This is a genomic window from Lentzea californiensis (assembly GCF_024648825.1).
GTDB classification, from domain to species: domain Bacteria; phylum Actinomycetota; class Actinomycetes; order Mycobacteriales; family Pseudonocardiaceae; genus Lentzea; species Lentzea californiensis.
Window position 1 is genome coordinate 1,012,070 of the sequence record NZ_JANBBE010000001.1, and the last position, 13,094, is coordinate 1,025,163.

14 protein-coding genes are annotated in these 13,094 nt (G+C 69.1%); 5 read left to right on the forward strand and 9 right to left on the reverse strand.

Going from position 1 to position 13,094, the window contains the following annotated elements:
- Positions 1-92: 92 nt before the first annotated feature.
- Positions 93-374: a hypothetical protein gene (locus LX88_RS05365; protein WP_086664898.1), complete on the forward strand. Its 282-nt coding sequence runs from the start codon at positions 93-95 to the stop codon at positions 372-374.
- A gap of 91 nt (positions 375-465) precedes the next feature.
- Here LX88_RS05365 and LX88_RS05370 read toward each other — a convergent pair whose 3' ends face one another.
- Positions 466-1,185 (reverse strand): SDR family oxidoreductase, encoded by a 720-nt coding sequence (locus LX88_RS05370; protein ID WP_258946690.1) that lies wholly within the window; start codon positions 1,183-1,185, stop codon positions 466-468.
- A gap of 87 nt (positions 1,186-1,272) precedes the next feature.
- Here LX88_RS05370 and LX88_RS05375 point away from each other — a divergent pair, with 87 nt between their 5' ends.
- Positions 1,273-2,106: a LysR family transcriptional regulator gene (locus LX88_RS05375; RefSeq protein ID WP_258946691.1), complete on the forward strand. Its 834-nt coding sequence runs from the start codon at positions 1,273-1,275 to the stop codon at positions 2,104-2,106.
- Here the strand turns inward: LX88_RS05375 and LX88_RS05380 are convergent.
- The 4 genes from LX88_RS05380 to LX88_RS05395 all read right to left on the reverse strand — a co-directional run bounded on the left by LX88_RS05380 (position 2,099) and on the right by LX88_RS05395 (position 4,932).
- Complete coding sequence (locus tag LX88_RS05380) at positions 2,099-3,118, reverse strand: CopD family protein (protein WP_258946692.1); 1,020 nt, start codon at positions 3,116-3,118, stop codon at positions 2,099-2,101. The genes LX88_RS05375 and LX88_RS05380 overlap by 8 nt on opposite strands.
- The gene (locus LX88_RS05385) at positions 3,115-3,642 is read right to left on the reverse strand and encodes a copper resistance CopC family protein (RefSeq protein ID WP_258946693.1); all 528 of its coding nucleotides are present in this window, start codon (positions 3,640-3,642) and stop codon (positions 3,115-3,117) included. Before LX88_RS05385 ends, LX88_RS05380 begins: the two co-directional genes overlap by 4 nt.
- The gene (locus tag LX88_RS05390; RefSeq protein WP_308203423.1) at positions 3,639-4,346 is read right to left on the reverse strand and encodes a YcnI family copper-binding membrane protein; all 708 of its coding nucleotides are present in this window, start codon (positions 4,344-4,346) and stop codon (positions 3,639-3,641) included. The genes LX88_RS05385 and LX88_RS05390 overlap by 4 nt, the downstream gene beginning before the upstream one ends.
- 70 nt (positions 4,347-4,416) lie before the next feature.
- Positions 4,417-4,932 (reverse strand): hypothetical protein, encoded by a 516-nt coding sequence (locus tag LX88_RS05395; RefSeq protein WP_258946695.1) that lies wholly within the window; start codon positions 4,930-4,932, stop codon positions 4,417-4,419.
- Between the two features lie 59 nt (positions 4,933-4,991).
- On the opposite strand from LX88_RS05395, the gene LX88_RS05400 reads away from it, so the two are divergent.
- Positions 4,992-6,641 carry a BCCT family transporter gene (locus tag LX88_RS05400; protein WP_258946696.1) on the forward strand — a complete coding sequence of 550 codons (1,650 nt, stop codon included), beginning with the start codon at positions 4,992-4,994 and terminating at the stop codon, positions 6,639-6,641.
- Here LX88_RS05400 and LX88_RS05405 read toward each other — a convergent pair.
- The gene (locus tag LX88_RS05405) at positions 6,619-7,053 is read right to left on the reverse strand and encodes a DUF6474 family protein (protein WP_258946697.1); all 435 of its coding nucleotides are present in this window, start codon (positions 7,051-7,053) and stop codon (positions 6,619-6,621) included. The genes LX88_RS05400 and LX88_RS05405 overlap by 23 nt on opposite strands.
- 83 nt (positions 7,054-7,136) lie before the next feature.
- Between LX88_RS05405 and LX88_RS05410 the strand changes: the two genes are divergently transcribed.
- Positions 7,137-8,780 carry a TM0106 family RecB-like putative nuclease gene (locus LX88_RS05410; RefSeq protein ID WP_258946698.1) on the forward strand — a complete coding sequence of 548 codons (1,644 nt, stop codon included), beginning with the start codon at positions 7,137-7,139 and terminating at the stop codon, positions 8,778-8,780.
- Positions 8,781-8,791: 11 nt separating this feature from the next.
- Here the strand turns inward: LX88_RS05410 and LX88_RS05415 are convergent, their stop codons facing one another.
- Entirely contained in the window at positions 8,792-9,550 is a 759-nt protein-coding gene (locus LX88_RS05415; RefSeq protein ID WP_090072060.1) for an SDR family NAD(P)-dependent oxidoreductase, read from the reverse strand.
- A 335-nt stretch (positions 9,551-9,885) separates the two neighbouring features.
- Between LX88_RS05415 and LX88_RS05420 the strand changes: the two genes are divergently transcribed.
- The gene (locus LX88_RS05420; RefSeq protein WP_258946699.1) at positions 9,886-11,667 is read left to right on the forward strand and encodes a gamma-glutamyltransferase family protein; all 1,782 of its coding nucleotides are present in this window, start codon (positions 9,886-9,888) and stop codon (positions 11,665-11,667) included.
- Positions 11,668-11,746: 79 nt separating this feature from the next.
- Here LX88_RS05420 and LX88_RS05425 read toward each other — a convergent pair whose 3' ends face one another.
- Together LX88_RS05425 and LX88_RS05430 are read right to left on the reverse strand one after the other, a co-directional pair.
- Positions 11,747-12,091, reverse strand: a complete 345-nt coding sequence (locus LX88_RS05425; protein WP_258946700.1) for a hypothetical protein — start codon at positions 12,089-12,091, stop codon at positions 11,747-11,749.
- A 278-nt stretch (positions 12,092-12,369) separates the two neighbouring features.
- On the reverse strand, positions 12,370-12,744 hold the full coding sequence (locus LX88_RS05430) for a hypothetical protein (protein WP_030480275.1): 375 nt from the start codon (positions 12,742-12,744) through the stop codon (positions 12,370-12,372).
- Between the last annotated feature and the right edge of the window lie 350 nt (positions 12,745-13,094).

Here is a 13,094-nt window from a genome sequence, read left to right on the forward strand (position 1 = left end):
CGCCAGGACCTTCGCACACGAATGCAGCATCGACGGGCGAGAAATCCACGCCTAAGGTGCGGCAGGTCGGGGCGAAGGACGAGGTGCGGCGCGTGAGCCTTACTCGGAGGTGGCGTTCCAAGAGAGCGCTGCGGTCCGCGCAGTTGCTCGACGAGGTGGTGGACACCCAGCTACCGCTGCTGGCGGGCTTCGATGAAGAGCGCAGGCGCCGGTCCGCCGACTACCTCGCCGAGCTCGTGGCGTTGGCCCAGGACTACCGCTACTACGCCAACGGCTGGATCGACAGCCGTGAGCTGGACCGCCGCGGCCAGCGGACGATGAACCGGCTGGCGCGGATGCGTGAAGAATCTTCGGCCCGACTGATCACCGACTAGTCCGTTCGCGCGCAGCTCGTCGTGCCGATCGGACCACTCGTCGAGTTCCGTCGAAGTAGTGGATGTTTCACGTTGAACATCCGGCCCGATCTCACCAGGGCACGGTCCCGGCGTGGTCGAACAGGCCGCCGGTCGGACCGTCGTCGGGCAGCGTGGCCAGGCTGACCGCGATCCTCGCGCCGTCCGCCGGCGTCTCGTGTCCCTGGAAACCGTTGAACTCGGTGGCGACGTAGCCGGGACACGCACCGTTGACCTTGATGCCGGTGAGGTCCTTGGCGTACTGGACGGTGATGGCGTTCAGGAACGTCTTCGACGGCGTGTAGGCCCCGTTGACGTCACCCAGCTCCACTCCCGGCGTGGTCTGCAGGGTCAGCGACGAGAGATGGCTCGACTGGTTGACGATCCGCGGCCGCGCCGACCGTCCCAGCAGCGGCAGCACCGCGTTGGTGACCCTGACTACGCCGATCACGTTGGTCTCCAGCACCTCCCTCAGGCTCTCCGCCGTCGTGGCCGAGGGCGCCATGGGCCACGGCCCCGCGATCCCCGCGTTGTTCACCAGCACATCGAGACGGCCGAACCGTTCGTCGAGCAGTGACACGGCGGAAGCCACGCTCTCGTCGTCGGTCACGTCCAACGGCACAGCGAACGCGTCAACGCCGTTCGCACGCAGTTTCGCCACCGCTTCCTCGCCGCGTTCGCGGTCCCGTGACCCGACTCCGACGCTGACGCCCAGCGCGCCGAGGCCTGCCGCGATCTCGTACCCGATGCCCTTGTTCGCGCCCGTGACCAGCGCAATCGTCTGTTCGCTCATGCATCTGACCCTGGTCTGGAACGCCGTCAGGACCAACATCACTTCGGTGCCGCAGCGATACCCGGCCGGTATGGATAACGTGATGGGGTGGAGACCCGAGAGCTCCGATATTTCGTGGCGGTCGCCGAGGAGCTGAACTTCGGCCGCGCCGCCGAACGCCTCGGCATCGCCCAGCCACCGCTCTCACGGGCGATCGCCCAGCTCGAACACCGGCTCGGCGTCGAACTGCTGACCCGGACCAGCCGCAGGGTCTCGCTCACCGACGCCGGTGAGGTGCTGCTGGAGGAGGGCAGGGCGATCCTGGGCGCGGTCGCGGCGGCCGAACGTCGAACCCGTGCGACTGCGGCCGACCGGCCGTCGCTGGTGCTGGCCGCCAAGGCCGGCGGTTCCGGTGAGGTGCTGGCGAAGCTGCTCGACGCGTACGCCAACGAGCCCGGAGCCGTGCCCGTCGAGCTCCTGCTGTGCGAGTCGAACACCTATCTCCCGCTGCTCGACGGACGGGCCGACGTGGCGTTGCTGCACGAGCCGTACGACCCGACGACGGGCCTCGACGTGGAGGTCCTGACCACCGAGGGCCAGGTCGCGGTCATGCAGGCCGCACACCCGCTCGCCAGCAGGTCGCCGCTGCGCGTGGCCGACGTCAGAGACCTGCCGGAACTCGCGCGCTGGCCCCGCAGCGACGGCACCTACCCGGACGGCACCGGGGCCGAGGTGCGCAACCTGACCCAGCTGTTCCAGCTGATCGAGCTCGGCCGGGCCGTCGCCGTCCTGCCGGAGGTCGCCCGCAACGGGCTGGCCGAGGGGCTGGTCGCGATTCCGATCGTCGACGCACCTCAGGTCACGACGGTGATCGCGTGGCCGCCGCACAGCCGGTCACGCGCACTCGCCGACCTGGTCAGGGTCGCGACGGGCTTCAGCTGACCGGAGCGCGGCTCAGCACGACGGCGAGCCCGAAGGCGACGCCCATGATCGTCACTTCCAGGACCGCCCACTGCACGATCGCGGTGACCTTGTGCTGGGAGATCTTCGGCAGCAGCCGCCACCGGATGTGCGCGCCGAGCACCGCGATCAGCCCGGCGCAGACGGTCTTGCCCAGGAACAGCAACCCGTAGCCGGTGGTGAACAGCGACTGCGGGAACGGCACGACCGGGTTGAGGACCAGCTCCAGCAGCCCGTTGAACAGGCCCGTGACCGCGACGACGACCAGGCTGACGGTCGCGATCTTCGAGAACCTCGGCAACGCGATCGCCAGCAGTCCCTTGCGGTAGGCGACCAGCGCCATCAACGCGCCGAGCCCGCCGGTCCACGCCGCGGCGCCCAGCACGTGCAGCTCCATGGAGACCATCGAGTAGTCGTGGTACTTCCAGTTGGAGGCGTGCCCGGTCACCGGGATCGGCAGCAGCCCGAACATCGAGATGAGGATGCGCAGCTCAGCAGGGACGGACTCGCCGCTGCGCACGGCCATCACGCCGACGAACAGGTAGACGAACGCGCAGGCCGCGCTGAACAGCAGGCCCTTGCCGGCGCCGACGTTCGCGATGTAGTCGATCGCGTTGGCGACGCTGACGTCGGTGCCCGGCCGCAGTTCGGCGGCCTGCAGGATGATCGCCGTCAGCGCGGTGACCACCCAGACGGCGGCGGCGACGACCGCGGCCGGCCGGGCGATGCGCATGACGGGTTCGGTGTGCGTGGGCCGGTCGAAGCCGAGCAGCTTCGGCAGGATCGACAGCCCGACGACGATCGTCGCCGAGACGTCGAGCAGCACCCGTGTGACCGGCAGGCCGTACCGGACCGCCGCCCCGGCGTCGACGACCCCGGCGACCACGACGGGTGGTGCCAGCACGAGGCCGAGCGCGATGCCTCCGAGTGCGCCGAACACGAGTCCGGCGAGCACGCGGTAGTGGGTGGGGGCGGCGGTCCGGACGTCGCTCATGCCTTCGTGCCTCCGCCTCGCAGGGCGAAGAACACGCCACCGCCGAGCAGGACCACGGCGCCGGCGATCCAGACCCAGATGGGCAGGCCGTCGCTCGAACCCGAGTCACCGGACGCGGCGTCGTTCGGCGCCGCGGTGGGCGTGCCCGTGCCGTCCTTGGTGAGCGTGAACGTGAGCTCACCCGAGACGGGGTGGCCGTCCGCGGACAGGATGCGGTAGCCGATCTTGTACTCGCCGGCCTTGCCCAGGGCGTTGACCTTCGCGGAGACCGCCGTGTCCTTGATCGCCGGGTCGCCCGCGGCCTCGTAGTGGCCGCCGTTCGAGTCGACCACCGAGATCGTGTTGATGCCCTGCCCGCCCTGGACGTCCTGGTCGAACGTCAGCGTGACCGTCGAGGGACCGACCTCCAGCGATGACTTGTCCTTGGGGTCGCTGCCGATCAGTGCGTTGTGCGCCGCCGCGGGGGCGGCCGTGACGAGCACGGCCGCACCAGCGAACAGGAACGCGATCAGAGCGCGCTTCATGCCTTGCGCCTCGACCGCAGGATCGCGCCGACACCGAAGCCGAGACCCAGTGCACCGACGGCCAGACCGGCGCCACCGAGGTAGCGGGCGGTCTTGTCGGAACCGGCGGACGCCTCGTGCGTGTCGGTGCCGTTGGCGGCCGGGGTCGTGCCGTGGCCACCGTGGCCGTCGTCGCCGGCCTTCTTCGCGGCGAGCTTCAACGCGGGCGCCGGGTGCTCCGGCTCCTTGCCGTCGGCGCCGGCGGCCTGGCTCCAGTCCACGACCTCGCCGTTCTCGTAGGTCTGCTTGGTCGGCAGGAGCAGGGTGTCCTTCTCCGGCAGCGTGCCGAGGGCGACGTAGAACTCCTGGTACTCGTTGACGCCGATCTTCGTGCCGGCCTCCGCGGTCCAGGTGATCGAGGTGAACGCCTCGGTGATCTCCTTGCCGGCGACCGTCACGGGCTTGTCGAGCTTGCCCTTGACCGCCTCGGCCTTCCAGCCGGGCATCGGCCTGGTGCGCACCGAGGTCAGCGGCGTGTCCTGCGGCAGCGTCACCTCGATCTTGGTGGTGCCGGCGTTGTCGCGCTCGTTCGGGACGCGGAACGCGAAGGTCGCGCGGCCGCCCTGGGTGAACTCCGCAGGCTGGGCGCTGACGTGGGCCGACGCGATCGCCGGGGTGCCGAGGACGGCGATTCCGGCCACGGCGAGAACGGCGAGCGTGCGCACGCCAAATCGATTTGTCGACATGAAGTTGTGGCTCCTGATGCCAAAGGGGTCTGCAGAGGGATACGGATGATCAGGAGCCACAGGGCGGGCCACGCCGCCCATTCGCACGCGCCGTTTCCAGGTGGTGCGCGTTCCGGAGGTACGGCGTGCTGGTGAACGTCCGCACCGGCGTGGAGACCGGCAGCGGCGTGAGCCTGCGGGGGATCAGGCGGGTGACGGCGGCGAACAGCCTGAACAGGGCGTTCTCGGCGTGGAACAGCAGGATGCCGGTCAGCGTCGCGGCGACGAGGTGCGCAACGAACATCTGGCCGGTGAGCGTGTTGTTGTGCTCGTGGTTGACCCAGGTCAGCAGCAGGTGCTGCGCGAGCTGGGCCGTGCCGAGGCCGGCGATGACCGAGAGCTTCCCGGTGCGCTTGTCGGCCAGTGACGCCGCCGCGAACGCGATCAGCACCACCAGCGGCAGCGCGTGGATGAACTCGGAGATCTCACCGCCGCCCAGCCCGTGGGCGGTGATCGTGAGCGCGGCGGACGTCAGCGCGAGCGCGGCACCCCGGAGGGTGCGCAACTCACTCGTCCGTGTGCTCACGAGGCTTGAGAGTAATCGGAGGAGTTTGGACAGGTCCATGACCGGGTACCAGGGGCCGCATGACCGTTCAATGCGACAGGCCGGGCCGTACCGACCGGGTTGTGTTCGGCGTTGCCGCAGGTCTCACGCTTGCGTTCGTGACCTGGGGAATCGTAGGAACAGACTCGTTGGCCGCCGCCTCGAAGGCCGCGCTCGGCTGGATCATCCAGAATCTGGGATGGGCTTTCGTGATCTCGGCCTCCGGGTTCGTGGTCTTCGCCCTGTGGCTCGCGTTCAGCCGGTACGGGAAGATCCCGCTCGGCCAGGACGACGAGAAACCCGAGTTCAAGACCGTGTCCTGGGTCGCGATGATGTTCAGCGCCGGCATGGGCATCGGCCTCATGTTCTACGGCGTCAACGAGCCGCTGACCCACTTCGTGAAGCCGCCGCCCGGCACCGAGGGCGATCCCCTCGAGACCGCGATGGCCACCACGCTGTTCCACTGGACGCTGCACCCGTGGGCGATCTACGCCATCGTCGGCATCGCCATCGCGTACAGCAGCTTCCGCCGCGGCAGGTCCTCTCTGATCAGCTCGGCGTTCACGCCACTGCTGGGCCGTCGTGCCTCGTCGGGCTGGGGTCGCGCGATCGACGTGATGGCCATCTTCGCGACCCTGTTCGGCTCGGCCGCCTCCCTCGGTCTCGGTGCCCTGCAGATCGGGAGCGGGCTGGAGGCCGCCGGTTGGGCCGGTGGTGTCGGCAAGGGCGTGCTGGTCGCGATCATCGCGATCCTGACCGTGGCCTTCGTCGCGTCCGCCGTCTCGGGTGTCGCGAAGGGCATCCAGTGGCTGTCGAACATCAACATGGTGCTGGCCGTCGTGCTGGCGCTGTTCCTGTTCGTGGTCGGCCCGACGGTCTTCATCCTGAACCTGGTGCCGACCGCGCTGGGCGACTACTTCCGCGAACTCGCGAACATGGCCGGCCGGACCGCCGCCTCCGGTGGCGACGCGACCGAGACGTGGATGTCCGGGTGGACGATCTTCTACTGGGCGTGGTGGATCTCGTGGACGCCGTTCGTCGGCATGTTCATCGCGCGGATCTCGCGTGGCCGCACGATCAAGCAGTTCGTGACCGGCGTGATCATGGTGCCGTCCGCGGTGTCGCTCGTGTGGTTCGCGATCCTGGGTGGCACGGCCATCTTCGAGCAGCGCAACGGAGTGGATCTCGCCGGTCAGGCGTCGCCCGAGTCGCAGCTCTTCTCGCTGCTCGACCAGTTCCCGCTCGCGGGAGTCGCCGGGGTGATCGTCATGATCCTGGTGGCGATCTTCTTCGTGTCCGGCGCCGACGCCGCGTCCATCGTGATGGGAACGCTCTCGCAGGAGGGCACCATCCAGCCCAAGAAGCCGGTGGTGATCTTCTGGGGCGTGCTGACCGGTGCCGTGGCCGCGGTCATGCTGCTGGTCGGCGGGTCGAACGCGCTGACAGGGCTGCAGAACCTGACGATCATCGCGGCGCTGCCGTTCATGGTCGTCATGGTCGGGCTGTGCGTCTCGCTGGCCAAGGACCTGCGTTCCGACCCGATGATCAGGCGTGAGGAACGCGTCGCCGAGGTGATGGAAGAGGTCACCGCGCACCTCGACCCCGGTCAGGTGGTCGAGGAGGCGGCGGTCAGGGCCGTGGCCGAGGTGACCGGCAGGACGCCGGACGTCAGCGCACGTTCAGGCGCCTGAGCAACTCCTGCTCCAGCACCTCCAGATCAGTCCCGACGGCCCGGTGCGCTGCTTTGCGCCGGGCCGTCGGCATGCGTTCGGATGCGCGAACAGCGGCGAGCAACTGTGCCAGCCGGGCCTCGGTCTTCGAAACCCAATCGGAATCTGTTGCCCGCACTGTCTCGAGCGAATCCGAAAAGCCGACAATTCGCGCGTGCAGCCGGGCGCCGTACCCGGAGTACCTGCCGATGTCCGCGACGTCGATGCCGAGCCTGCGTGCCCGGTACCGGTCGTACTGCTCGCTCAAAACCCCAGCTCCGCGGGCGATCACCGGAGCCAGCACCGGAATGAGCGCGGGCGCCACCACCTTCGCGACACCGACCAGGTTCTTGGCTCGGCCGGGCGTGAAGCCGGCCTTCGCTTTGCGCGCCATTCGGGTACACCTCCTCCGTCACGTGAAACTTACTGCCCAGGTTGCCGACACATCAGGTGGACGCGCGACATACCCTGCATCCTGTGACTTCCCAGGTGCAGCTAGACGCCGGCGTGGTCACTCGTTGTCGGCGGCGGGTGCACCTCGAAAACGATCCGGAAATGCGCGACGCCCCCAAGGCGGCGCCGGATCCGGCTTCGGAACAACGGAAAGCGGACGCGGCGAGCCACCGTCGCGCGGTGGCGGACGCGCTCGGCCGGATCGTCGGCTCGAACCTCTTCGAGGTGCCGAGCGGACCCGACGTGCGCAGCGCGGACCGCGAACGCGTGACGCTCGCCGCGATGGAGATGGGCGCGCAGTACATCTGGGGTGCGGCGTTGCCCCGTGATCCACGCGGCGGCCGCCGAGGCGGAATCGACCTGCTGGTCAAGGACTCCACCGGTTACGTGCCGGTGCTGGTGGTCCGGCACAAGATCACGGACCCGGGGCAGGGCGCCCGCACGAGCCCGTTGACGATGCCGTTGCCCGACGGCAGCCGCACGGACCCGCACCGCAAGGTCCGCCCCCAGCCCCGCGACCAGCTGCGGCTGGCCCACGCGCAACGGCAGCTGCAGGCCGCCGGCTACGCGCGCAACGGGCGCGCCACCGGCGGCGTGATCGGCATGGACGCGGACGTCGTGCTGTGGCACGACCTCGAGGCTCCGACGTGGCCCGGCGGCCGCAACGCGCTGGCCGAGTACGACGCGCGGTTCAGCGACCGGCTGTCCGTGGCGCTGGCGGCCGCGAACGAGAAGGACCCGCTGGCCCGCCCGTCGCGGATCGTCGACTGCAAGACGTGCCCGTGGTGGCCGACCTGCGACCGGGACCTGAAGCAGGGCAGGGACGTCAGCCTCGTCGTGCGCGGCGAGGACGCGGTGGCGTTGCGCAAGATCGGACTGTCCACTGTGGACGCGCTGGCCGAGCTCGACCCGCTGGCGGAGGGCCCGGTCCAGCTGGTCGGCATGCCGTTCGGCGACGCCGTGGTGCTGGCGCGGGCCTGGCTGCGCGACCTGACGCTGGTGCGCCGGGTGCCCGAGATGAACGTGCCGCGCGCGGACGTCGAGGTCGACGTCGACATGGAGAGCTTCGGCGATCTGGGCGCGTACATGTGGGGCTGCCTGCTGTCCGGAAAGGACATCGACGAGGAGCAGGGCTACCGCGCATTCGTGACGTGGGACGCGCTGCCGTGCGATGACGAGGCGCGGTCGTTCGCCGAGTTCTGGAACTGGCTGACCGGCATCCGGTTGCGGGCCAAGGCGCGCGGGCTGTCGTTCCGCGCCTACTGCTACAACGAGCTCGCGGAGAACCGCTGGCTGCTGGCGTCGGCGGAACGGTTCGCCGGCAAGCCGGGAATCCCGAAGGTCGCGCAGATCAAGGAGTTCATCGGGTCCGACTCGTGGGTGGACCTGTTCGGGATCGTCCGCGAGCAGTTCCTGTGCGCGCACGGCAAGGGTCTGAAGGTCATCGCGCCCGCCGCGGGGTTCTCGTGGCGCGACCCCGAGGCCGGCGGCGAGAACTCCATGCGCTGGTACCGGTCCGCGGTCGGGATGAACGGCGACGAGCTCGACGTCGACCAGCGGCAGCGGTTGCTCTGGTACAACGAGGACGACGTCCGGGCCACCCACCGCCTGCGCGAGTGGATGACCTCGGACGCGATGACCCGTCTACCGTTCGCAGGCGATCTCTAGCGCGGCGATCTCTAGCGAGGCGCCATGCGCAGAGCGCCGTCCATGCGGATGACCTCCGCGTTCAGGTAGTCGTGCTCGATGATCGAGAGCGCGAGCTGCGCGTACTCCGACGGCTGGGCCAGGCGCTTCGGGAACGGGATGCCGGCGGCGAGACCCGCGCGGAACTCGTCCGAGACCGTGGCGAGCATCGGGGTGTCGACGATGCCGGGTGCGATGGTCAGCACGCGGATGCCGACGTTGCTCAGGTCGCGGGCGGCCGGGAGGGTCATGCCGACGACGCCGCCCTTGGACGAGGCGTAGGCGACCTGGCCGATCTGGCCGTCGAACGCGGCGATCGACGCGGTGTTGATGATGACGCCGCGCGCGCCGTGCTCGAGCTCCTCGGTCTTGCCCATGGCCGCGGCGGCCAGGCGCAGGACGTTGAACGTGCCGATCAGGTTGACCTCGATGATCTTGCGGTAGAGGTCGAGGTCGTGCGGGCCGGACTTGCCGACGGTGCGGGACGACGGGCCGATGCCCGCGCAGTTCACCGTGATGCGCAGCGGGGCGCCGGAGCCGGCTGCGGTGTCGACGGCGGCCTGGACCTCTTCGCCCGACGTCACGTCGGCGGCCAGGTAGGTGACGTTCTCGATCACGTCGGCGTTCGCGATGGCGCTGGGCAGGTCGAGCGCGAACACCTGCGCTCCACGCGCCGCCAGCGCACGTGCCGTCGCGCCGCCGAGGCCGGACGCGCCACCGGTGACGATGGCCGCGGTACCCGAGATCTCCATGCCTTCATCCTCCTCGAAGCGAACTGCTCGCGAGGAGGTTAACGCTCGTTACCTCGAACTCAACGGTCGGTCCAGTGGAGCAGGGCCACCAACGGCACCGCTGCCACGAGCGCGAGGCCGATGAAGATCGTCGCGATTCCCAGAATTCCCATGTGTAGAACTGTGCCGTTCGACGGTGTTCGAAACATCGTCCGCGTCGGTAGACCTCTGGTAGGAGATCTGTCACGGTCCGCTACGACCAAAGTCGTACCGGCATCAGGGTCTGCTCCGTTCGGTCCTGGGGTGTAGGTCACTTGGAGTCACGCAATATAGTTAGCCTCGCGTACCTTTATGGTGTGTTCACCACGCGCCCCGAACTCGTCGGCACCTTCGGCATGGTCGCTTCGACCCACTGGCTGGCCTCCGCGTCGGCCATGGCGGTGCTGGAGGACGGCGGCAACGCCTTCGACGCCGCCGTGACCGCGGGATTCGTCCTGCAGGTCGTGGAACCGCACCTCAACGGCCCCGGCGGCGAGGTGCCGATCCTCTTCTCGGCCGCCGGCGCGGCCCCCCAGGTGCTCTGCGGGCAGGGCGTGGCGCCCGCCGGAGCGACGATCGAGCACTACGCCGATCTGGGTCTGTCGCTGATCCCCGGCAGTGGACTGCTGGCCGCGACGGTGCCGGGCGCGTGGGACGGATGGCTCACGCTTCTGCGCGACCACGGCACCAAGACCCTGCGTGAGGTGCTGGACCGCGCGATCGGCTACGCCCGCGACGGTTTCCCCCTCGTCGAACGGGCCGCCTACACGATCGGCATGGTCTCGGACCTCTTCCGCGACCACTGGCCGACCTCCGCCGCGCAGTGGATGCCCGACGGCGTCCTTCCGGCTCCCGGCGGCCGGTTCCGCAACCCCAAGCTCGCCGACACCTGGGAGTGGCTGCTGGCCGCCGCCGAGGCCGCCGGTGCCGATCGCGAGGCGCAGATCGAGGCCGCGCGCCGGGCGTGGTCGCAGGGGTTCGTCGCCGCGCAGATCGACGAGTTCTGCCGTTCGGAGTTCCGCGACGACTCCGGCCGCGACCACGCGGGTCTGCTGACCGGTGCCGACATGGCGTCGTGGGAGGCGTCCTACGAGGACGCGCTCGTCGCGGACTTCGGTGAGTGGTCGCTGGTCAAGGCCGGCGCGTGGACGCAGGGACCCGTGCTGGCACAGCAACTCCGGTTGCTGGAGGGCTACGACCTGTCCTATGTGGACGGAAAGCCCACCGCGGAGACCGTGCACCTCGCCGTCGAGGCCGCGAAGCTGGCGTTCGCCGATCGCGAGGCCTGGTACGGCGACGTTCCGGACGTGCCGCTGGAGACCCTGCTGTCGCGCTCGTACGCCTCCGAACGCCGTGCGCTGATCAGCGACACCGCGTCCTACGACCTTCGCCCCGGCTCACCCGATGGCCGCGAACCGTTGCTGCCCAAGCACATCGCCAGCGGTCCGTCGGCGCTGGTCTCCGACCCGACCGGCGCGATCGGCGAACCGACCGTGGAACGCTCCGGCGTGACGCGCGGCGACACCGTGCACGTGGACGTCGTGGACCGCTGGGGCAACATGATCTCCGCGACCCCGTCCGGCGGCTGGTTGCAGTCGTCGCCGACGATCCCGTCGCTCGGTTTCTGCCTGGGCAGCCGCGCCCAGATGTTCTGGCTGGACAAGGGGCTGCCGAACTCGCTGGCCCCCGGCAAGCGCCCGCGCATCACCCTGTCGCCGTCGATGGCGCTGCGCGACGGCCGCCCCGCACTGGCGTTCGGCACTCCCGGCGGTGACCAGCAGGACCAGTGGCAGCTCGGCTTCTGGCTGGCGCACCAGGCGGGCCTGAACCTGCAGGAGGCGATCGACTCGCCGATGTGGCACTCGAACGCGTTCCCGAGCTCGTTCTACCCGCGGGCCTGGACGCCGGGCGAACTCGTCATCGAGTCCCGCGTCGGCGCGGACGTCCTGGATGCGTTGCGCTCGCGTGGCCACCAGGTCGTGGACGCCGGCGAGTGGACTCTCGGCCGGATGTCCGCCGTGGCGAGGGATGCCTTCGACGGACTGCTGCGCGCCGGCGCGAACCCACGCGGCGCGCAGGGCTACGCGGCAGGCCGCTGACTCTCCAGGAAAGAGGAACGGCGCCCGATTCGAGGGGGAGGGAATCGGGCGCCGCCCCGGCCAGGAAGGTCTGGTCAGATCAGATGTCGAGGGCCGCGGCGCCGGTCGGCACACCGTTCGGCTCGCTCAGGCCGAGCAGCGTGGAGGCCGGCAGACCGGTGGCACCGGCGTCGACGTTCTCGACCAGCGCGGCGGCGTCGAGGTCCTGCGCGTTGAGCGCCTGGATCTTGCCGGCCGCATCGGCGGTGTCCACGGACGCGAGGTCGCCGACGGTGGCGATGTCGCCCAGCTGACCACCGAGGTCGGGCGTGGTGTGAACGGCGGCGGACCCGGTGTCCGCGTTGGCGATACCACCCAGGCCGAGCATGACGGTAGCGCTGCCGAGGGCAACAGCGGCCCCCGCGACGGTCTTCCTGAGGTTCATAGGCGCGAACGTGTCCTGTCCGGACCCTCTACATCAAGCTGCGTAACTCAGGTGAGGGAAGTTCTTCATCCTTTAGGGGACGCCAACGCGCAATTGTCGTGCAAACCCGATCCGGGCCGCCCACACACCGAGTTGCTACCGAACGTCACGATTCTGGTCGTATTGGACACAACAGGTCCGTCGGCCAACAGGGCAGGGTTTGTCATCGCCGCGCCCCGTTGGGCAGCGTTCATCAACGCTGTGAAGCGCGGCGACCTCGAAAAGAGCTGACGGACCGGCTAGGCGATGGCCCCCGGCGGCAGCTTCAGCTTGAACGGCAGCGTCGTCACGACGGCCAAGTCCGAGGCCGTCGCCTTCATCAGCATGGGGGCGTTGCGCGCGCCGGGTTCAGGCAGGTCCAGCAGCCTGTCCACGGCCTCGATCAACGGGCCCTCGTAGATCCACACGGCCTGTGCCGGGCGAGCCGAGTCGCGGACCGCGGGGAGTCGTCCCGCGCGCGCCTCCGTCTCCGACCAGAACAGGATCGAGTCGATGAAGCCTCTGCGCTGCTTGAACGCCATGATGCGGTCGAGCTGCCCGGCGTCGTCCCTCAGGTGGAGGAACTGAAAGCCACTCTCGCGCAGCTCGATGACCTTGTTCAGTGCGTGGTCCATGGCGCACCTACCCCTGTGAGGTCCCCTTCGGGTGACTGATCAGTCATACGACCCGAAAGGATCGTACGGTAAGTCAACGTTCCGCCGTAAGACGTACTCCGAACGAGTATCTCAATTGGTGGACGTTTGTGGCGCACGGTAATCGTTGGCCTTCTTGGTAGAGGAAACGACCAGGAGGACCGCTACGGTTCGCACCAAGAACGCCAAACCGCCTAATGTGACTAATGTCACGGTGATCAACATGTGTCGCCTCCGAGTGGCTCCTACACCCGTACTAGACGTGTAGCACGCGTCGTGGGTTGCACCTTTGCCGACTCGCCGTTCTGGGCGAGGTCCGCCCAGTAGAGTCA

What these genes read in the sequence shown, in the direction of transcription:
- LX88_RS05370 (WP_258946690.1), bottom strand. Translation starts at nt 1,185, where the DNA reads ATGAGCGAACAGACGATTGCGCTGGTCACGGGCGCGAACAAGGGCATC.
- LX88_RS05405 (WP_258946697.1), bottom strand. Translation starts at nt 7,053, where the DNA reads ATGGCGCGCAAAGCGAAGGCCGGCTTCACGCCCGGCCGAGCCAAGAAC.
- LX88_RS05385 (WP_258946693.1), bottom strand. Translation starts at nt 3,642, where the DNA reads ATGAAGCGCGCTCTGATCGCGTTCCTGTTCGCTGGTGCGGCCGTGCTC.
- LX88_RS05415 (WP_090072060.1), bottom strand. Translation starts at nt 9,550, where the DNA reads ATGGAGATCTCGGGTACCGCGGCCATCGTCACCGGTGGCGCGTCCGGC.
- LX88_RS05430 (WP_030480275.1), bottom strand. Translation starts at nt 12,744, where the DNA reads ATGGACCACGCACTGAACAAGGTCATCGAGCTGCGCGAGAGTGGCTTT.
- LX88_RS05400 (WP_258946696.1), top strand. Translation starts at nt 4,992, where the DNA reads ATGACCGTTCAATGCGACAGGCCGGGCCGTACCGACCGGGTTGTGTTC.
- LX88_RS05380 (WP_258946692.1), bottom strand. Translation starts at nt 3,118, where the DNA reads ATGAGCGACGTCCGGACCGCCGCCCCCACCCACTACCGCGTGCTCGCC.
- LX88_RS05425 (WP_258946700.1), bottom strand. Translation starts at nt 12,091, where the DNA reads ATGAACCTCAGGAAGACCGTCGCGGGGGCCGCTGTTGCCCTCGGCAGC.